The following is a 17,518-nucleotide window of genomic DNA, read 5'->3' as shown; positions in this document are numbered from 1 at the left end:
TTTTTATAGCAAATGAATAAACAAATTAAATAAAATATGTTATAATTCTTTTGTGATACAGTTCTATTAACTGTACTATAAGATTTGGCTTTTATCTTTTAATAACAAGGTTATAACAATTTGAAAAAAGGAGTGATACAGATGGGAAAAGAGAATAAAAAAGGTGCTAATATTATAGTGGAAAGTCTAATTAATCATCACGTGGATTATGTTTTTGGAATTCCAGGAGCGAAAATAGATGGTGTTTTTGATGCATTAGAAGACGGAGGCCCAGAATTAATCGTGACGCGACATGAACAAAATGCAGCGTTTATGGCGCAAGCGATTGGTCGTATTACTGGTAATCCGGGTGTTGTCATTGCAACCAGTGGTCCAGGAGCGAGTAATTTAGCAACAGGTTTAGTTACAGCTACTGCTGAAGGTGATCCTGTTTTAGCGATAGCTGGGCAAGTCAAACGCAGTGATTTATTAAAACTAACTCATCAAAGCATGGATAATGCAGCACTTTTTAAACCAATTACAAAATATAGTGTAGAAATTCATGATCCTGAAACAATATCAGAAGTAATGGCTAATGCTTACCGATTGACTAAAAGTGGTAAAAAAGGGGCAAGCTTTATTAGTATTCCTCAAGATGTTGTTGATGCTAATGTGTTTCAAGCAGCAATCAAGCCTTTGAATGAACCTAAATTAGGGTCTGCATCTGTGGATGATATTCGCTACCTTGTTGAGAAAATTAATGAAGCAAAATTACCTGTTTTACTTGTTGGAATGCATGCCTCTGGCACAGCTGAAGTTCAAGCGATACGCAACCTTGTAGCTAAAACTGATTTGCCTGTGGTTGAAACTTTTCAAGCAGCGGGTGTGATTTCTAGGAAATTGGAAAATCATTTTTATGGACGGGTAGGTTTGTTTAGAAATCAACCAGGAGATATGTTATTGAAACGCAGTGATTTAGTTATTACTGTGGGCTATGATCCCATTGAATATGAGGCTAGAAATTGGAATAAAGAAAAAAGTGCCCGCATTATTGTGATGGATAAAATACCTGCAGAAATCGACCCTTTTATGCAGCCGGAGCGTGAATTAATCGGTGATATAGCGGCAACTTTAAATTTATTAACTAGTGCTTTAGAGAAAATAAAGTTAACGTCAGAAGTTGAAACTTACTTAACAACACTGAGAAAGCAATTAACTAGTAGGGATCAAGCGAAAAAAATAACGAAACTAGGGTTACTACATCCGTTAGAAGTTATTAATACATTGCAAGAAAATGTAAATGATAGTATGACAGTAACGGTCGACGTGGGAAGTCATTATATCTGGATGGCACGTCATTTTCGTAGCTATGAGCCTCGCCATTTGTTGTTTAGCAATGGAATGCAAACATTGGGAGTGGCATTACCATGGGCGATAGGTGCGGCTTTAGTGAGACCTAACACACAAATTATTTCGGTTTCAGGTGATGGTGGTTTTCTGTTTTCGGCACAAGATCTAGAAACAGCAGTTAGAAAAAAATTAAAAATTGTTCACTTAATCTGGAACGACGGTCATTATAATATGGTAGAATTTCAAGAGAAAATGAAATATCAACGTTCTTCAGGAGTTGATTTTGGACCAGTTGACTTTGTTAAATATGCAGAAGCTTTTGGAGCTAAGGGTTTACGAGTGACTTCAAAAGAAGGTTTAGCACAAGCTTTAGCTGTGGCTTTTACAATAGATGGTCCTGTTATTATAGATATTCCGATAGATTATCAAGACAATGAAGCGTTGGGTAAAACTATATTACCGGATCAGTTTTATTAAAAGGGAGTGGGAAAAAATGAAAAAATTGTATCAACATGGGACTTTAGGAGCGTTAATGGCAGGACTAATGCATGGAACCACTCAAATAAAAGAAATCTTAAAACAGGGCGATTTGGGAATTGGGACTTTACATGGTCTTGATGGTGAGGTGATTGTTTTAAATGGTGAGGCTTATCAAGGACGTTCGGATGGAGCGTTATTAAAATTAACAGGTGAAGAATGGACCCCATATGCGGCAGTTACGTCATTTAAAGCAGATGAAACTTTTTACATTAGTCATTTAAGTAGTGATTATCAAGTTAAAGAAAAAATAATTCAAACAGCTCAAAGTGAAAATATTTTTTTAGCCATTAAAATGACGGGGATTTTTAAGAACATGCATTTCAGGATTATGCCTAAACAACAAGCGCCATATCGACGATTAGTAGAGGTTTCAAAAGAACAACCTGAATTTTTTAATCAAGAGATTGAAGGAACGATTGTTGGTTTTTATACACCAACGATTTTTCAAGGTGTTTCGGCGGCTGGTTTTCACTGGCATTTTATATCTTCTGATAAAAAACAGGGAGGGCATATATTAGATTTTGAACTATCACATGGTAGTTGTGACATTAGTTATATCGATGAGTTGATTCAAAATTTACCTTTGAATGATCCTGATTTTAGAAAAAAGAAAATAGATTATCAAAATGTTGCGCAAGAAATTGAAATCGCAGAATAATCATAAATCTTAACTTGTTATTTTTAATAAGTTGAGATTTTTTTTATAAATCACGCAAACGGTTGTTTTTGTTGTTAAGATGAGTATTTTGCTAAGATTACAATTTATTAAATTTGAAAATGCGATAGGAATTTATATGAAAATATGTTAAAGTTATTTCGGTAAGTTTTCTGAAAAACTTTATTTTTTTTCGGGGATTGTATGTTTCAATAAGTTTATGGGAGGTTTTTTTTGAAAGGGAAATCATTTGAAGTCTTACAGAAGATAGGTAAGACGTTTATGCTACCGATTGCACTATTACCGGTGGCGGGGCTATTGTTAGGTGTTGGAGCGACGTTTACGGGTGATAATTTTATTAAAATGTATCATTTAGAAAATGTTTTAAATGAACAGACATTTTTATTTAAATTATTATCTGTTTTAAAAGATTGTGGAGATGTTGTTTTTGCTAATTTACCTTTGTTATTTGCCGTTTCGGTTGCTTTAGGAATGGCAAAAGCAGTTAAAGAAGTGGCGGCTTTATCTGCTGTCGTTGGTTATGTGATGATGTATGCATCATTGACTAGTGTGATTCAAAACTTTTTAGATATCAATAAACTACAAGAAACAAATGGTTTAATTGGAAAAGTTTTAGGGTTTGAACAAACGATGAATACAGGTGTATTTGGCGGTATTATCGTAGGTTTGATGGTTGCTTGGCTACATAATAAGTTTTATAAAGTCCAATTTCCAGATGCGCTTTCGTTTTTTAGCGGGACGCGTTTTGTGCCTATTATTTCAGCGCTAGCGGCGGTTGTCTTAGGTTTTGCATTAGCGTTTATCTGGCCAATCGTAGGCGGTGGTATTGCAGCTCTTGGTGTGATGGTTGCTAAGATGGGTGTGGTAGGAACTTTTATTTATGGTTTCCTTTATCGAGCGCTTATTCCATTAGGTTTACACCATGTCTTTTACTTACCTTTTTGGCAAACGTCTCTCGGTGGCGTCGCTGAAATTGGAGGACAGACGGTTGAAGGCGCTCAAAACATTTTATTTGCTCAGTTAGGTGCAGGAATTCCGATTAGTCCAGAATATTCAAAATTCTTTTCTGGAATGTTTCCATTTATGATTTTTGGTTATCCAGCAGCAGCTTATGCGATGTATCGTCAAGCAAAACCTGAGAAGAAAAAGAAAACAAAAGGTTTACTATTCTCGGCTTCATTAACTTCGATTTTTACAGGAATTACTGAGCCTTTAGAATTTTCATTTCTTTTCGCCTCACCATTTCTTTATTTTGGTGTCCATTGTGTGTTAGCGGCACTTTCGTTTGCAATTATGAATTTATTGAAAGTTGGAGTAGGGCTAACGTTTTCTGGAGGATTGCTTGATTTTGTTTTATATGGTGTGCTACCAGGCCAGGAAATGACAAATTGGGTACCCGTTATTTTTGTTGGAATTATCTATGCTTTTGTTTATTATTTTGTATTTACTTTCTTCATTAAAAAGTTTGACATAAAAACACCGGGTCGTGAAGACGATGATCAAGAAACACGATTGCATTCGAAGAAAGATTATCAAGAGAGTAAAACAGGAGTGAAATTAACAAAAGATGAAGAACTTTCATATGATATTGTTCTCGGACTAGGTGGTACAGAAAATTTAGTTGAGATTGATAATTGTGCTACTCGGTTACGAGTGAATGTAAAAGAAGGTTCAAAAGTAGAAAAAGGATTATTAAAAGCGACCGGAGCAGCTGGAGTTGTTGTGAATGGGAATGGTGTTCAGGTAGTTTATGGTCCCAAAGTAGCGAATATTAAAACAAATATAGATGAGTTTTTGGCAAAAGGAATTAAGGTTAAAGCGGTAACTTTGGATGAAACGATGAGTGACGCGGAAGAAGTTGCTATTACTATTGAAAAACAATTGTCTGAAAAAGAAGCGACAGAAAAATTATATGCAGTGTCAGCAGGGCGTGTTATTCCGTTAGCGGCTGTTTGCGATCAAGTTTTTTCTCAAAAAATGATGGGAGACGGATATGCTGTTCTACCAACCTCTGGTGAAATTTATTCACCAGCAAAGGGTGAGATTATGAGTATATTCCCAACGAAGCATGCATTGGGAATTAAGACCGAAACGGGCCTTGAGTTATTACTTCATATGGGATTAGATACGGTCCAACTAGAAGGAAAACCATTTGAAGTGCTAGTAGAAGAAGGTCAAAAAGTTACGCCAGAAACGCAATTGGCGAAAGTAGATTTAGAAGCTATTACAAAAGCTGGAAAAGGGCTGGATATGATTGTTGTTGTGACGAATATGTCAGATAAGATGACAATTGAGTTGACCGGCTTGGGTAGTCAGGCGCCAAGCACTGAAATTGGTCTAGTCGATATTTTCAAATAAAAAGCTTAAAAGACACGTTCTTTGTGAAAAAGAACGTGTCTTTTTTTGATAGTTTTAAAAATGGGCAACAAAAAAAAGCAATCAATTCAAAAAATTGATTGCTTTACGTCGCAGGAGGGATTCGAACCCCCGACCGTTCGCTTAGAAGGCGAATGCTCTATCCAGCTGAGCTACTGCGACTCCTTAATAAAAAATTAAGATGTCTTACTGGAACAACTAATATCATAACTAAAATTTAAACAATAGTCAATACTTTTATTTTAAAAAAATTAAGATTATATAAAATGTTCGAAAATATAACAAAACGAAATTCTCTTTTACTAGACAAAAACATATATATGGTATATAATCCTACGTGTGTGTTCGTGAAATCAGTGTGGGGGATTTCGTGAACAAAAACAAAATTTTTAACATATTATTCCAAGGGGGAAATAGAAAATGGGGAAAATAGATCCTAGAGTCGTAAAAACTCGTAAAAAATTAAGACAGGCATTCTTAGAATTATTAATGTCAAGAACGTTAGGTGAAATGAACATCAAAGATTTAACAAATCAAGCAGGTGTGACTCGGGGGACGTTCTATCTGCATTATAAAGATAAAGAAACTTTTATTGAAACAATTATGGAAGAAATTATAGAAGACTTCTTCACAGATGTTGTTGAATATACTGCTGTTAGTGGCAGCGATGGTAGACAGGTGCCGTATATTGTTTTAGATAAAGTGTTTGAAAATATCGGAAACTCACCAGAATTCTTTATTACGTTATTAAAAGAAAGTGATGCAGAAGATTACCGCATATTGTTCAGTGATAAGTTATATGACTATTTATTAGAACATACTTCATTTAATAATCCAAATCCAGTTCGTAAATTACCTAAAGAGCTGCTAACAAACTATTTAGTATACTCATTATTAGGAATTGCTGAATCTTGGGTATCTGAAGGTAAAATTTATGCTAATCACTATATGGCATCGATCTTCTCGAAATTGATGAAGTCAGAATTATTTGCTGAAGTAGGGCTGAACAGTTTTTTTATTGATATGGCGGGTCAAAGTAAAATCGCCAGTGTAAATTAAATCGATTTACCGAATTGACTTTAGTCATGAAAACTGATAATATAGTAATGTTGTATTTGTGTGCACCACAACTACAACCGCTCGAAGTAAGTTCAAGTACAATTATTGTCGCTTATGCCGGCGAGTCTAAGTAAAGAATAGGAGGTGCGGAAAAGAATGTATGCTATTGTTAAAACAGGTGGAAAACAATTAAAAGTTGAAGTAGGCCAAGCAATCTACGTTGAAAAATTAAACGCAGAAGCTGGTGAAAAAGTTGTCTTTGACGAAGTGATTTTAGTAGGTGGCGAATCAACAAAAGTTGGCTCACCATTCGTTGAAGGAGCAACTGTTGAAGGAATTGTTGAAAAACAAGGAAAACAAAAGAAAGTTGTTACTTACAAATACAAACCTAAAAAAGACTCACATCGTAAACAAGGTCATCGTCAACCTTATACTAAGGTAATGATCGAAGCCATTAACGCTTAAAAAATTAGAAAGTAGGAATTCAAGTGATAGAGGCCTCTTTTAAAAAAAGAGCAGAGGATTTTTTATCTTTTGAGCTCAGCGGTCACGCTGGTTCAGGTCCTTATGGATTTGATATCGTTTGTGCGGCTTGCTCAGTTCTAGCTATCAATACGGTTAATAGCATTGAAGAAATAGCACATTTTACTCCATTAGTGGATGTAGAGGATGGTTACTTATTCATGACATTTCCGGATGATATTGATGAAAAGCAATTTGAAATTACTCAATTGTTAATCCGAAGTTTAGAAATCGGTTTAGACTCTATTGCAGAAGAATATCCTAAGTTTGTGAAAATTAGTTGATAAATTGAGGAGGTGGAACTCATGATGAAAATGAATTTACAATTATTTGCCCATAAAAAAGGTGGCGGTTCAACAACAAACGGCCGTGACTCTCAATCAAAACGTTTAGGAGCTAAACGTGCTGATGGTCAAACTGTATCAGGTGGTTCAATTTTATATCGTCAACGCGGTACTAAAATTTATCCAGGAACTAACGTTGGCCGTGGGGGAGACGATACTTTATATGCTAAAGTAGAAGGTGTGGTTCGTTTCGAACGTAAAGGTCGCGACAAAACACAAGTATCAGTTTACCCAATTGCTAAATAATAAATGAAACTCGGTGCAATTTTGCATCGGGTTTTTTTATTTCAGTTTGAGATATTGTTTTAAATGATAAGACACTTTGTTATAATAGGTACTATATTGTAAATGAAGAGGGGTAATTGTATGATTCAACGTGTTGAAAAATTACGAGTTAAAATGAAAGAGCAAGAAGTATCAGCTATTTTGATTACTAATCCATATAGCTTACGTTATCTTACTGGTTTTACTGGTACAACTGGTTTAGCTGTTATTACGTTAGATGATGCTTTTTTTGTAACGGATTTTAGATATACAGAACAAGCTGCAACTCAATGTGAAGGCTATAAAGTTGTGAAAAATATTGGACCTATTTTTGAAACAGTCGCTGATATTGTTGAAAATGAAGAAATAAGTAACTTAGCGTTTGAGGAAGTCGTAGTCTCATTCAAACAATATGCTGATTTAGAACGATTAATTGAAGTTGATTTGATTCCGATATCAGGGATGGTTGAAGAATTACGAGAAGTTAAAGATTCTTCTGAGGTTGAAATTATTAAAGAAGCTTGTCGAATTGCTGATGCGGCATTCAAACATATTTTAACATTCATTAAACCAGGTGTGACGGAGTTACAAGTTGCCAACGAGTTAGATTTCTATATGCGCTCTCTTGGAGCGAGTGGGGTTTCTTTTGATACGATCGTAGCGAGTGGGTTGCGTTCAGCTATGCCGCATGGTGTTGCTAGTAGTAAAGTGATTGAAACTGGTGATTTTGTAACCATTGATTTTGGTTGTTACTATGAAGGATATGTTTCAGATATGACTCGTACTATTTCGGTTGGCGAGCCTAGCGAGAAATTAAAAGAAATTTATCAAGTAGTATTAGAAGCACAGGAAAAAGTGTTGCTAGAAGCGAAACCTGGGATGACAGGTATCGAGTTGGATGCCGTTGCTCGTGAACATATTGCATCTAAGGGTTACGGAGAAGCTTTTGGTCATTCAACAGGACATGGCATCGGATTGGAAATCCATGAAGGACCAAATGTATCGAAAGTTTCTGAAAAAGCTTTTGTACCTGGAAATGTGATAACTAATGAACCGGGAATATATTTACCGGGTATTGGTGGCGTAAGAATTGAAGATGATATGTTAGTGACAGAAAATGGTGTAGAAAGATTGACACATTCGCCGAAAGAGCTTATCATTTTATAGAAGTCATAGTTAAGAAAAAATAGATTAAATTAGAGAAACATCAAGTTTCGTCTGTCTCTCAAAAATAGTGAAGGAGGAAGACACATGGCTGAAAGTAAGAATTTATTATTAGATAATCAAAATCAAGAAATTAATGGTGAAATTGTTATTGCTCCAGAAGTAGTTGAAGTGATTGTGGGAATTGCGGCTTCAAAGGTTGCAGGTGTTTATGCAATGCGTGGTAATTTAGCAAGTAATGTAGCAGAATTATTTGGTAGTTCAGTACATGACAAAGGTGTTACTTTAAGAAACGCGGATGGTGAGATCAAAATTGATCTTTACTGTTATTTAGAATATGGAGTTTCTGTACCTAAAGTTGCGTTAGATATGCAAGAAGCAGTGAAACAACAAGTCTTATATATGACAGATTTAGGATTGTCAGAAGTAAATGTGCATGTTGTTGGCGTTATACCAGAAAAAACAACCATGCCTAATCTAGATGATTTATTTGGTTCGGAAGAAGAGGAAGTATAAATTGAATTTTACAAGACATCAATTAAGACAGTTAGCGTTTCAAAGTATCTTTATTCGTTTCTTCAATGAAGATTTGACTAGTGAAGATGCAATAAATAATACTTTAGATTTACATCCTTTCGAAAAAGAACTAGAAGATGAGATTCCTCATTATTTGATACAAACGGTAAATGGAGTACAAGAGAATCAGGAACAAATTGATCAGTTGATAACGAAACATTTGAATAAATGGAAAATCGAACGAATTGCTAAAACAGATTTAGCTATTTTGAGATTGACAACTTATGAAATGCTTTGTCAACCTGACATTCCTAATCGAGTAGCGTTAAATGAAGCGCTTGAGTTAGCGAAAGAATTTAGTGATGATGAATCTCGACGCTTTATTAATGGTGTTTTATCATCTATTCTATCTTCTTTAGAAGCAGAAACAAAAGCTTAAGATGGGCTGTAGAAATCGTATAAAACCTAGTTTAACGTTGGGTTTTGTACGATTTTTTTGAAGGTTATATTTTTAAAAGTAATTACAGACAAATAGAAAGTTGGAGGAGTTTTATGTCTTTTAAGTTATTAGATGGAAAAAAAGTAGCTGAAACAATTCAAAAAGATTTAAAAATGAAAATGCTGAAACGTCATCAAGCGGGGAAAAGAATACCAACTTTAGCTGTAATTATTGTTGGGGAAGATTCTGCCAGTCATGTTTATGTTAAAAATAAAGAAAAAGCAGCTGAGTATATTGGGTTTCATTCGATAATCGAGGCATTACCTGTCGAAATAACAGAAGCTGAATTATTAGCTGAAGTGAAGCGACTAAATCATGATGAAACTGTGGATGGCATCTTGGTTCAATTGCCATTACCGAAACATATCGATGAAGAGAAAGTTTTATTTGCAATTGGTCCAGAAAAAGATGTGGATGGTTTTCATCCTTTGAATATGGGAAAATTAATGATTAATCAACCTGATAAGTTACCTTGCACTCCCTATGGTATTATGACATTACTTGATTTTTATGATATTGATTTGTGTGGTTGTCATGCTGTCGTGGTTGGCCGTAGTAATATTGTCGGAAAACCAATTGCTCAGATGTTATTAAATCGTCATGCGACAGTTACGGTGACCCATTCTAGAACTGAGAATTTGAAAGAGTTGACACGGCAAGCAGATGTATTGATTATTGCAATCGGTCAAGCGGAGGCGATTACTGGTGATTATGTTAAAGAAGGGGCGATTGTTATTGATGTTGGAATGAATCGGAATCAGTTAGGTGAATTGGTAGGCGATGTCTTATTTGAGGACGTTGCGCCGAAAACGAGTTTTATCACTCCAGTACCTGGTGGTGTTGGTCCAATGACGATTACAATGTTGATGGAACAAACGATTAAGAATGCTAATGAATAAAGGTGGAGAGGAAATGCAAGAAACTCAATATCTAACGGTGACGGCATTGACGAAATATTTAAAACGAAAGTTTGAAGCTGACCCTTATTTGGAACGTGTTTTTTTAACAGCGGAGATATCAAATTATCGATTGCGAACAAATGCACATCAATATTTTAGTTTAAAAGATGAAAAAGCTAAAATATCAGCAGTGATGTTTAAGCAAAGTTTTCAACAGTTAAAATTTCAACCAGAAGAAGGAATGAAAGTTTTAGTAGTTGGACGGATTTCACTTTATGAAGCGAGTGGAAATTATCAAATTTATGTTGAACACATGGAGCCAGCGGGTGTTGGAGCCTTGTATCAAGCGTATGAAGAACTGAAGAAAAAGTTAACGCAGCAAGGGATGTTTAAAGCAGAGCATAAACAATTATTGCCTAAATATCCTAAAAAAATAGCAGTTGTGACCAGTCCTAGTGGTGCTGTCATTAGGGATATTATAACTACGGTCAAACGTCGCTATCCAATTGCTCAGCTCGTTCTTTTTCCTACTCTTGTACAGGGAGATCGAGCAGCAAATGATATAGTTCGACAGATTAAACGAGTGGAAAGGAGTGGCGAGTACGATGTGATGCTTGTTGCTCGTGGCGGTGGCTCGATTGAGGATTTGTGGCCTTTTAATGAAGAAGGGGTCGCACAGGCTATCTTTGAAGCTAGAACACCGATTATTTCTTCTGTGGGGCATGAAACAGATACGACGATAGCGGATTTGGTTGCAGATGTACGTGCAGCAACCCCAACCGCAGCAGCTGAATTGGCGACCCCTGTTTTAACGGATGAATTATTGAAAATCAAAGAGCGTCAAATGAAATTAGTTCAAGTGATGAGCTATCGTATTCAAAAAGAACAACAGAACGTCGGCCATCTTACACAATCTATTGTTTTTAAACAACCACAAAGATTATATGAACCATATGCGCTAAAAGTTGATGATTTAAAGCGAAAATTACTACATACATTAGAGCGTCGTTTGGTGGAGCAAGAAAAAGAATATCTAGCGTTAAAGCAACGACTACAATTACTTAATTTAACAGAGCGGTTGAATGCTAATCAAGTTACAGTGAATTATCATCAAGAAAAATTAAATCAGTCAATGGAACGTTTAATGAAGAAAAAGAGACAAGATTTTGAGCAACTGATGGGTCATTTGGATTTATTAAGTCCTTTAAAAACGATGACTCGTGGCTATAGTTATGTTTCTTATCAAGATAATATAATAACAGATAGTAAGCAATTGGAAAAGGGCAACCAGTTAACGGTTACATTGGCCAAGGGGAGTATTCGGGCAACTGTTGATGAAACTAACGTAGAAAGCGAGTAAATAAAGATGACAGATAAAAATAAAAGTTTTGAAAGTTCATTAGCTGAATTAGAAGAAATTGTAAAATTGTTAGAAATGGGAGAGGTTCCTTTAGAAGAAGCCTTAGATAAATTTAAACAAGGAATTGAGCTTAGTAAAACATGTCAAAAAACATTAGAAGAGGCTGAAAAAACATTGACCAAAATGATGACGGATGATAATCAAGAAGTTCCGTTTGAAAATGAAGGAGAATAAAAGATGAATCTTTTTAGAGCCTTTAGTTCTAAAGAAAGTCAAATTGTTAATTTTGAAATGAAACAGTTTATTGAGGAAAGTAGTCTTTCTGAAGAATTGACAGAGGCAATGAACTATTCGTTGACTGCAGGTGGTAAAAGATTTCGTCCGCTACTTTTGTTAGCTACAATTAAATCATTTCGTGAGCAAATGAAACCAAGTGATTATCAAGTTGCGGCTGCTTTAGAGATGATTCACTGTTACTCTTTAATTCACGATGATCTACCAGCAATGGATGATGATGATTTGAGACGTGGTAAACCAACGAATCATAAAGTTTTTGGGGAAGCAACAGCGATACTTGCAGGCGATGCTTTGTTAACGGAAGCCTTTCATTTGTTGGCATCAGTTGATCTTGCAGCAGGATTAAAAGTAATTTTATTTGAAAAGTTTGCGAAAGCAGCGGGGGCATCAGGGATGATTGCTGGACAAATGTTGGACATGCAGAGTGAAAAGCAAGTCATTTCAATGGAACAATTACAAAAGATGCATCATAAAAAAACAGGAGCATTGATTGAACTTGCGGTTCTTGCGGGCTGTTTATTGAGTGAGAGCTCGAAGGAAAGTATCCAAAAACTACAAAAATTTGCCTATCATTTAGGGATTGCTTTTCAGATTAAAGATGATTTATTAGATGTTATAGGGGACGAAGCGGTCATTGGTAAAAGGATAGGGATGGATAAGGAACATGATAAAAGTACTTATGTATCATTGTTAGGCGTCCCTGGAGCAAGACAAGCATTTACGGAGCAGTGTGAGTTGAGTCTGATTGCGTTGACGGAAGCGAAGCAACAGACAGAGGTATCGACGATTGTTTTATTAGAAGCTATTTTAAAAGAATTGATGGGAAACTTATGAGTGAAAAAATAAAAAAAGAACGTGTGGATGTATTAGTTTATCAACAAGGACTCGCTGAAACGAGAGAAAAAGCAAAACGCTCGATTATGGCTGGATTGATTTATGATGAAAAAGAGCAACGCTATGATAAACCAGGTGAAAAAATTTTAGAAAATACTGTTTTGAAAATTAAGGGGCAAAGCTTGAGATATGTTTCTCGCGGAGGTCTGAAGTTAGAAAAAGCAAAAGATATATTTGGCATTGATTTTAAAGATAGGATTCTTTTAGATATCGGTTCATCGACAGGTGGTTTTACAGATGTCGCTTTACAAAATGGTGCTAAATCAAGTTATGCTTTAGATGTAGGCTCTAACCAACTCGCTTGGAAATTAAGACAAGATGATCGTGTTAAAGTCATGGAAAAAACCAATTTCAGATACTCTAAATTAGAAGATTTTGATTTGGGACAACCGACAATTGCGACGATTGATGTTTCGTTTATTTCTCTGAAGCTAATATTACCTGTTTTAAAAAATATTTTAGCAGAAGAAGGTGAAGTTGTAGCTTTAATCAAGCCGCAGTTTGAAGCTGGACGTGAGCAAGTGGGAAAAAAAGGTGTTATTCGAGATGCTAAAATTCATTTATCTGTGCTTGAAGAAGTCCTAACTTTTATTTATGGGTTTGGTTATGATGTTCATCATTTAGACTATTCACCTATTACGGGTGGTGATGGTAACATTGAGTTTTTAGCGCATTTAAAACCTAGTCATCAAGTTGGTCGCTATTTAGTTAATGTTACGCCAGTGGAAGTGGTTAAAGCAGCTCATGAACAACTAAAAAAATAAGAAATAGGCTGTTAAAGGAGGTCTCATCAGTATGATTCAGGAATTATCAGTTAAAGATTTTGCGATAATATCGAAATTAAATTTACAATTTAAAGAAGGTATGACGGTTCTAACAGGGGAAACAGGAGCTGGTAAATCAATTATTATTGATGCAATGGGGTTGTTAGTTGGTGGTCGAGGGTCGATTGATTTTATTCGTGAAGGGGCTGAAAAGTGTCGAATTGAGGGTGCTTTTCATATTAATCAAAATTTGCGGTCTATACAGCAACATTTAGTTGAACTAGGCATTGAGTTACCTGATGAGACTTTGATTTTACAGCGAGAGATTTTTAAGTCAGGTCGCAACAGTTGTCGAATTAATGGGCAACTGGTGAATACCAAAATTTTACGCGAAGTGGGTCGCCGTTTAGTTGATATTCATGGGCAAAACGAGCATCAAGAATTAATGGACCCTGCGCACCACTTAATGCTTTTAGATAAATTTGATGAAAATCGCATCCAACCGGCTTTAAAAAAATATCAAATGACTTTTGAAGAATATCAAAAACTTCGTGAAAAAATCGAAACTTATCAAACGCATGAAAAAGAATTTGCTCAACGGATGGATATGTTGCGGTTTCAGTATGCTGAAATTAGTAGCGCTGATTTGGAAGTTGGAGAAGAAGAAGCACTACTTGAAGAGCGTGGAAAATTAATAAATTATCAACGAATTGTTCAAGCGTTATCAAATAGTTATGGTATTTTGGAAGGGGATGAAGAGCAAGTTTTAAATGTTTTGGGGATTGCGATGAATGAATTGGAAACCATTGAGGATTTAGATAAGGAATACCAAGAAGCGTCTGAGTTAGTTAAAACGGCTTATTTTAATTTACAAGAAGTTGCGGGACAACTGTCTGGGTTGTTGGATCAATTAGAGTTAGATGAAACCAGATTGGTTGCGATTGAAGAACGTTTAGATACCATAAGGCAGTTAAAGCGAAAGTATGGAGAAACTGTCGCTGAAGTCTTAGCTTATTTAGATATTATCGAAAAAGAATTGAATTTAACGGAAAATCAAACGGAAGATTTAGAAACGTTAGGAAAAGAATTTGCTAGACTAACAGAGCAGTTGACCCAAGAAAGTCAAACGTTAACCTATCTAAGAGAAGAAGTAGCACAGACACTAGAAACGCAGATTTTATTACAGTTAAAAGGTCTTTATATGGATAAGACACAGTTCAAGGTTGTTTTTGAAAAAAGTAAAGCCGACTTCCGATTGTTAGGTCAGGATAGGATTGAGTTCTATATCTCAACCAACGTAGGTGAATCTTTGAAACCGTTAGTAAAAGTAGCATCTGGTGGGGAGTTATCGAGGATTATGTTGGCATTAAAAACGATATTTTCACAATCTCAAGCAATAACTAGCATTATCTTTGATGAAGTTGATACCGGAGTAAGTGGGCGAGTAGCACAGGCTATTGCTGAAAAAATCCATCAAATTGGATTGAATTCGCAGGTGCTTTGTATTTCACATTTACCTCAAGTAGCAGCTGTCGCGGACACTCAATATTATATTGAAAAGAAAGTAAAAGAAGATCGAACGGAGACATCAGTACGTGAGTTGTCGTTTGAGGAACGAACGCAAGAAGTGGCACGAATGTTATCGGGTAGTGAGATTACAGAGTTAACATTGGAACATGCTCGTGAACTACTAGAACTCGCACATGGAGAATGACAAAAAAATAAAAGGGATTGTCTTTCATTATTATGCAAGACAATCCTTTTTTTATAGTAACCCTAATGCACCAAGAGTACCAATAACTGTTCCACCGATCATTGCAATAATCATAATCCAAACAACAACTCTTGTGATTTTTTCAAATGTGCTTTTTGGTTTTTTGCTCATGTTGAACACGCCTTTCTATAATTCTCTAATAAGTCTACAATGAATAGACCTACTAATTCAAGCATAACCTGTCTTTTTTTTTAAATAAATTAAAAAAATTTGAATGCTTCCTTGTTTTCCCTTATAATATGGAGTAATAATTTGTTTTTTCAGTAAGTTATTTTTATTACAGAAAATAAAAGGATGAGTGTAAATGAATGGATTAATTTTTGTTTGGTATATCTTACCAATAGTAGCGTTCCTTTTGATTCAATTTGTTTTTAATAAAAATGTATTTGGGCAACAAAACAATTTGAGAACGCCAGACTTAGTGACACCTTTTTTAATCGTGAGTGTTCATTTTACCTCTAAAAATGTTCTGGGTGAAAGTTTGTTGCCGTACTTTACTTTAATTATGCTTTTGATAGCGATGTTGATTGCTGTCTTTCATGTCAAATATTTCAAAATAATTGATTATAAACGCTATTTAAAAATGCTTTGGCGAATTGCTTTTTTAGTGATTACGTTATTTTATATTGTTGTTATCTTTTTACAAATAATAGGCAAAACTTACTAATTTAAAGGTTTTATTGTTATTAAACAATAGAGCCTTTTTTGTTTTTAAAAAAGGGTTTGTTTAACGAAAAAAAAGCTTGGATATTGTGGTAGAAAGTGGGGGAATGTGGTAGACTAGTTCTAGTAAGTGGTTGGATGAGGTGAACAACGATGTTTATGGGAGAATTTCAACACAATATTGACTCAAAAGGTCGTTTAATTGTACCTGCCAAATTACGTGAAGGACTTGGAGAAAAATTTATTGTCACGCGTGGAATGGATGGGTGTTTGTTTGGATATCCTTTAACAGAATGGGCACTTCTAGAAGAAAAAATGAAAGACATGCCGTTAGCTAAAAAAGAGGCACGAACGTTTGTCAGATTTTTTTATTCGGCTGCTACTGAATGCGAACTTGATAAACAAGGGCGGATTCATTTACCTACAAACTTAAGAAAATATGCGAATTTAGAAAAAGCTTGTACAATTATAGGTGTATCTAATCGAATCGAGTTTTGGTCTGAAGAACGTTGGCAAGAGTTCTCTTCCGATGCTGAAGAAAACTTTGATGATATTGCAGAAAATATGATTGATTTTGGCTTTTAAACTAGTAAAGGTTGGAGAAAAAAATGTCAGATACTTTTAAACATGTTACTGTGTTATTGAAAGAAACCGTAGATGGTCTTAATATTAAACCTGATGGTCTATATGTAGATTGTACATTGGGTGGCGCAGGGCATAGCCAATATCTGCTATCACAACTGAATGAAAAAGGACATTTGATAGCATTCGATCAAGATATTACAGCGTTAACACATGCAAAAGAATTTTTGAAACCGTATGTCGAAAAAGGCATGGTTACATTTGTTCAAAGTAATTTTAGAAATTTAAAAAGTGAACTTGAAAACTTAAATATTAATAAAGTTGATGGAATTTTATATGATTTAGGTGTATCATCACCTCAGTTAGATGAAGCGTCTAGGGGATTTAGTTATCATCAAGATGCACCGTTAGATATGCGTATGGATTTGTCAGCGCCACTAACAGCACAGGAAGTTATCAATGATTATAGCTACGAACAACTGGTTAAGATTTTTTTCCGATTTGGGGAAGAAAAATTTTCAAAACAGATTGCACGTCGGATTGAAAAAAAACGTGCAGAGATAAAAATTGAAACCACTGGTGAACTAGTGGATTTAATCAAAGAGGCGATACCAGCACCCGCGCGAAGAAAAGGTGGACATCCTGCTAAGCGTGTCTTTCAGGCTATTCGAATTGAAGTGAATAGTGAATTAGATGTGATAGGTGAATCGCTTGAACAAGCAATAGAAATGTTAGATGAGGGTGGCAGAATTAGTGTCATCACATTTCACTCATTGGAAGATAAATTAGTAAAAAATATATTTAGGGAATATAGTCAACCAAATTCTGATTTACCACCAGGTTTACCAATCATACCGATAGAGTATCAACCAATATTAAAGATGATTAATCGTAAACCTATTGTCGCTTCTGATGATGAATTAGAAGTTAACAATCGCTCACGAAGTGCTAAGTTAAGAATTGTTGAAAAGGTTGTTCCAGAAAGGATGGTGTAGT

20 protein-coding genes, 1 tRNA gene and 1 other annotated feature are annotated in these 17,518 nt (G+C 35.3%); of the genes, 19 read left to right on the top strand and 2 right to left on the bottom strand.

From position 1 onward, the window contains the following. The first annotated feature begins 141 nt into the window (after positions 1-141). The 3 genes from alsS to ACTJFD_RS01150 all read left to right on the top strand — a co-directional run bounded on the left by alsS (position 142) and on the right by ACTJFD_RS01150 (position 4,903). The gene (gene alsS / locus ACTJFD_RS01160) at positions 142-1,806 is read left to right on the top strand and encodes an acetolactate synthase AlsS (protein WP_442259203.1); all 1,665 of its coding nucleotides are present in this window, start codon (positions 142-144) and stop codon (positions 1,804-1,806) included. Positions 1,807-1,822: 16 nt separating this feature from the next. Beyond that, the gene (gene budA, locus ACTJFD_RS01155) at positions 1,823-2,527 is read left to right on the top strand and encodes an acetolactate decarboxylase (protein WP_442259202.1); all 705 of its coding nucleotides are present in this window, start codon (positions 1,823-1,825) and stop codon (positions 2,525-2,527) included. Positions 2,528-2,758: 231 nt separating this feature from the next. Next, on the top strand, positions 2,759-4,903 hold the full coding sequence (locus tag ACTJFD_RS01150; RefSeq protein WP_442259201.1) for a glucose PTS transporter subunit IIA: 2,145 nt from the start codon (positions 2,759-2,761) through the stop codon (positions 4,901-4,903). A gap of 106 nt (positions 4,904-5,009) precedes the next feature. Here ACTJFD_RS01150 and ACTJFD_RS01145 read toward each other — a convergent pair. Then, positions 5,010-5,083: transfer RNA gene (locus ACTJFD_RS01145), tRNA-Arg, on the bottom strand. 258 nt (positions 5,084-5,341) lie between these two features. On the opposite strand from ACTJFD_RS01145, the gene ACTJFD_RS01140 reads away from it, so the two are divergent. The 13 genes from ACTJFD_RS01140 (at position 5,342) to recN (ending at position 15,217) form a co-directional block, all read left to right on the top strand. Further along, a complete protein-coding gene (locus ACTJFD_RS01140) occupies positions 5,342-5,980 on the top strand; it encodes a TetR/AcrR family transcriptional regulator (protein WP_442259200.1) in 639 nt (212 codons plus the stop codon). A gap of 65 nt (positions 5,981-6,045) precedes the next feature. Next, positions 6,046-6,118: a sequence feature (ribosomal protein L21 leader region), on the top strand. Positions 6,119-6,136: 18 nt separating this feature from the next. Beyond that, on the top strand, positions 6,137-6,445 hold the full coding sequence (gene rplU / locus ACTJFD_RS01135; protein WP_442259199.1) for a 50S ribosomal protein L21: 309 nt from the start codon (positions 6,137-6,139) through the stop codon (positions 6,443-6,445). Between the two features lie 23 nt (positions 6,446-6,468). Then, positions 6,469-6,786, top strand: coding sequence for a ribosomal-processing cysteine protease Prp (locus ACTJFD_RS01130; RefSeq protein WP_442259198.1), 318 nt, complete (start codon positions 6,469-6,471; stop codon positions 6,784-6,786). Positions 6,787-6,807: 21 nt separating this feature from the next. After that, the gene (gene rpmA / locus ACTJFD_RS01125; RefSeq protein ID WP_442259197.1) at positions 6,808-7,092 is read left to right on the top strand and encodes a 50S ribosomal protein L27; all 285 of its coding nucleotides are present in this window, start codon (positions 6,808-6,810) and stop codon (positions 7,090-7,092) included. A gap of 120 nt (positions 7,093-7,212) precedes the next feature. Then, positions 7,213-8,277 carry a M24 family metallopeptidase gene (locus ACTJFD_RS01120; RefSeq protein ID WP_442259196.1) on the top strand — a complete coding sequence of 355 codons (1,065 nt, stop codon included), beginning with the start codon at positions 7,213-7,215 and terminating at the stop codon, positions 8,275-8,277. An 84-nt stretch (positions 8,278-8,361) separates the two neighbouring features. Then, positions 8,362-8,790 carry an Asp23/Gls24 family envelope stress response protein gene (locus ACTJFD_RS01115; RefSeq protein ID WP_442259195.1) on the top strand — a complete coding sequence of 143 codons (429 nt, stop codon included), beginning with the start codon at positions 8,362-8,364 and terminating at the stop codon, positions 8,788-8,790. 1 nt (position 8,791) lies between these two features. After that, positions 8,792-9,229: a transcription antitermination factor NusB gene (gene nusB / locus ACTJFD_RS01110; RefSeq protein WP_442259194.1), complete on the top strand. Its 438-nt coding sequence runs from the start codon at positions 8,792-8,794 to the stop codon at positions 9,227-9,229. Positions 9,230-9,342: 113 nt separating this feature from the next. Next, a complete protein-coding gene (gene folD, locus ACTJFD_RS01105; RefSeq protein ID WP_442259193.1) occupies positions 9,343-10,188 on the top strand; it encodes a bifunctional methylenetetrahydrofolate dehydrogenase/methenyltetrahydrofolate cyclohydrolase FolD in 846 nt (281 codons plus the stop codon). Positions 10,189-10,201: 13 nt separating this feature from the next. Continuing rightward, positions 10,202-11,548, top strand: a complete 1,347-nt coding sequence (gene xseA / locus ACTJFD_RS01100; RefSeq protein WP_442259192.1) for an exodeoxyribonuclease VII large subunit — start codon at positions 10,202-10,204, stop codon at positions 11,546-11,548. 6 nt (positions 11,549-11,554) lie between these two features. Then, entirely contained in the window at positions 11,555-11,782 is a 228-nt protein-coding gene (locus tag ACTJFD_RS01095; protein ID WP_442259191.1) for an exodeoxyribonuclease VII small subunit, read from the top strand. A 3-nt stretch (positions 11,783-11,785) separates the two neighbouring features. Beyond that, complete coding sequence (locus tag ACTJFD_RS01090) at positions 11,786-12,679, top strand: polyprenyl synthetase family protein (RefSeq protein WP_442259190.1); 894 nt, start codon at positions 11,786-11,788, stop codon at positions 12,677-12,679. An 8-nt stretch (positions 12,680-12,687) separates the two neighbouring features. Continuing rightward, complete coding sequence (locus tag ACTJFD_RS01085; protein WP_442259369.1) at positions 12,688-13,503, top strand: TlyA family RNA methyltransferase; 816 nt, start codon at positions 12,688-12,690, stop codon at positions 13,501-13,503. A 31-nt stretch (positions 13,504-13,534) separates the two neighbouring features. Continuing rightward, positions 13,535-15,217: a DNA repair protein RecN gene (recN, locus tag ACTJFD_RS01080; protein WP_442259189.1), complete on the top strand. Its 1,683-nt coding sequence runs from the start codon at positions 13,535-13,537 to the stop codon at positions 15,215-15,217. A gap of 51 nt (positions 15,218-15,268) precedes the next feature. Here the strand turns inward: recN and ACTJFD_RS01075 are convergent, their stop codons facing one another. Continuing rightward, positions 15,269-15,388 (bottom strand): DUF4044 domain-containing protein, encoded by a 120-nt coding sequence (locus ACTJFD_RS01075; RefSeq protein ID WP_442259188.1) that lies wholly within the window; start codon positions 15,386-15,388, stop codon positions 15,269-15,271. A gap of 193 nt (positions 15,389-15,581) precedes the next feature. Between ACTJFD_RS01075 and ACTJFD_RS01070 the strand changes: the two genes are divergently transcribed. The 3 genes from ACTJFD_RS01070 to rsmH all read left to right on the top strand — a co-directional run bounded on the left by ACTJFD_RS01070 (position 15,582) and on the right by rsmH (position 17,517). Further along, the gene (locus tag ACTJFD_RS01070; protein ID WP_442259187.1) at positions 15,582-15,944 is read left to right on the top strand and encodes a DUF3397 domain-containing protein; all 363 of its coding nucleotides are present in this window, start codon (positions 15,582-15,584) and stop codon (positions 15,942-15,944) included. 149 nt (positions 15,945-16,093) lie between these two features. Continuing rightward, the gene (mraZ, locus tag ACTJFD_RS01065) at positions 16,094-16,525 is read left to right on the top strand and encodes a division/cell wall cluster transcriptional repressor MraZ (protein ID WP_442259186.1); all 432 of its coding nucleotides are present in this window, start codon (positions 16,094-16,096) and stop codon (positions 16,523-16,525) included. 23 nt (positions 16,526-16,548) lie between these two features. Then, complete coding sequence (gene rsmH, locus ACTJFD_RS01060; protein ID WP_442259185.1) at positions 16,549-17,517, top strand: 16S rRNA (cytosine(1402)-N(4))-methyltransferase RsmH; 969 nt, start codon at positions 16,549-16,551, stop codon at positions 17,515-17,517. Position 17,518: the final 1 nt, after the last annotated feature.

The sequence above is a fragment of the Vagococcus sp. genome, assembly GCF_052102835.1.
Lineage (GTDB): Bacteria > Bacillota > Bacilli > Lactobacillales > Vagococcaceae > Vagococcus.
This window is presented reverse-complemented; position numbering and strand designations above follow the sequence as displayed.

Bases quoted from the DNA above. Each gene is read 5' to 3' on its own strand.
- alsS (WP_442259203.1), top strand. From the start codon at position 142: ATGGGAAAAGAGAATAAAAAAGGTGCTAATATTATAGTGGAAAGTCTA.
- budA (WP_442259202.1), top strand. From the start codon at position 1,823: ATGAAAAAATTGTATCAACATGGGACTTTAGGAGCGTTAATGGCAGGA.
- ACTJFD_RS01140 (WP_442259200.1), top strand. From the start codon at position 5,342: ATGGGGAAAATAGATCCTAGAGTCGTAAAAACTCGTAAAAAATTAAGA.
- rplU (WP_442259199.1), top strand. From the start codon at position 6,137: ATGTATGCTATTGTTAAAACAGGTGGAAAACAATTAAAAGTTGAAGTA.
- rpmA (WP_442259197.1), top strand. From the start codon at position 6,808: ATGATGAAAATGAATTTACAATTATTTGCCCATAAAAAAGGTGGCGGT.
- ACTJFD_RS01120 (WP_442259196.1), top strand. From the start codon at position 7,213: ATGATTCAACGTGTTGAAAAATTACGAGTTAAAATGAAAGAGCAAGAA.
- ACTJFD_RS01115 (WP_442259195.1), top strand. From the start codon at position 8,362: ATGGCTGAAAGTAAGAATTTATTATTAGATAATCAAAATCAAGAAATT.
- folD (WP_442259193.1), top strand. From the start codon at position 9,343: ATGTCTTTTAAGTTATTAGATGGAAAAAAAGTAGCTGAAACAATTCAA.
- xseA (WP_442259192.1), top strand. From the start codon at position 10,202: ATGCAAGAAACTCAATATCTAACGGTGACGGCATTGACGAAATATTTA.
- ACTJFD_RS01095 (WP_442259191.1), top strand. From the start codon at position 11,555: ATGACAGATAAAAATAAAAGTTTTGAAAGTTCATTAGCTGAATTAGAA.
- ACTJFD_RS01090 (WP_442259190.1), top strand. From the start codon at position 11,786: ATGAATCTTTTTAGAGCCTTTAGTTCTAAAGAAAGTCAAATTGTTAAT.
- recN (WP_442259189.1), top strand. From the start codon at position 13,535: ATGATTCAGGAATTATCAGTTAAAGATTTTGCGATAATATCGAAATTA.
- ACTJFD_RS01075 (WP_442259188.1), bottom strand. From the start codon at position 15,388: ATGAGCAAAAAACCAAAAAGCACATTTGAAAAAATCACAAGAGTTGTT.
- ACTJFD_RS01070 (WP_442259187.1), top strand. From the start codon at position 15,582: ATGAATGGATTAATTTTTGTTTGGTATATCTTACCAATAGTAGCGTTC.
- mraZ (WP_442259186.1), top strand. From the start codon at position 16,094: ATGTTTATGGGAGAATTTCAACACAATATTGACTCAAAAGGTCGTTTA.
- rsmH (WP_442259185.1), top strand. From the start codon at position 16,549: ATGTCAGATACTTTTAAACATGTTACTGTGTTATTGAAAGAAACCGTA.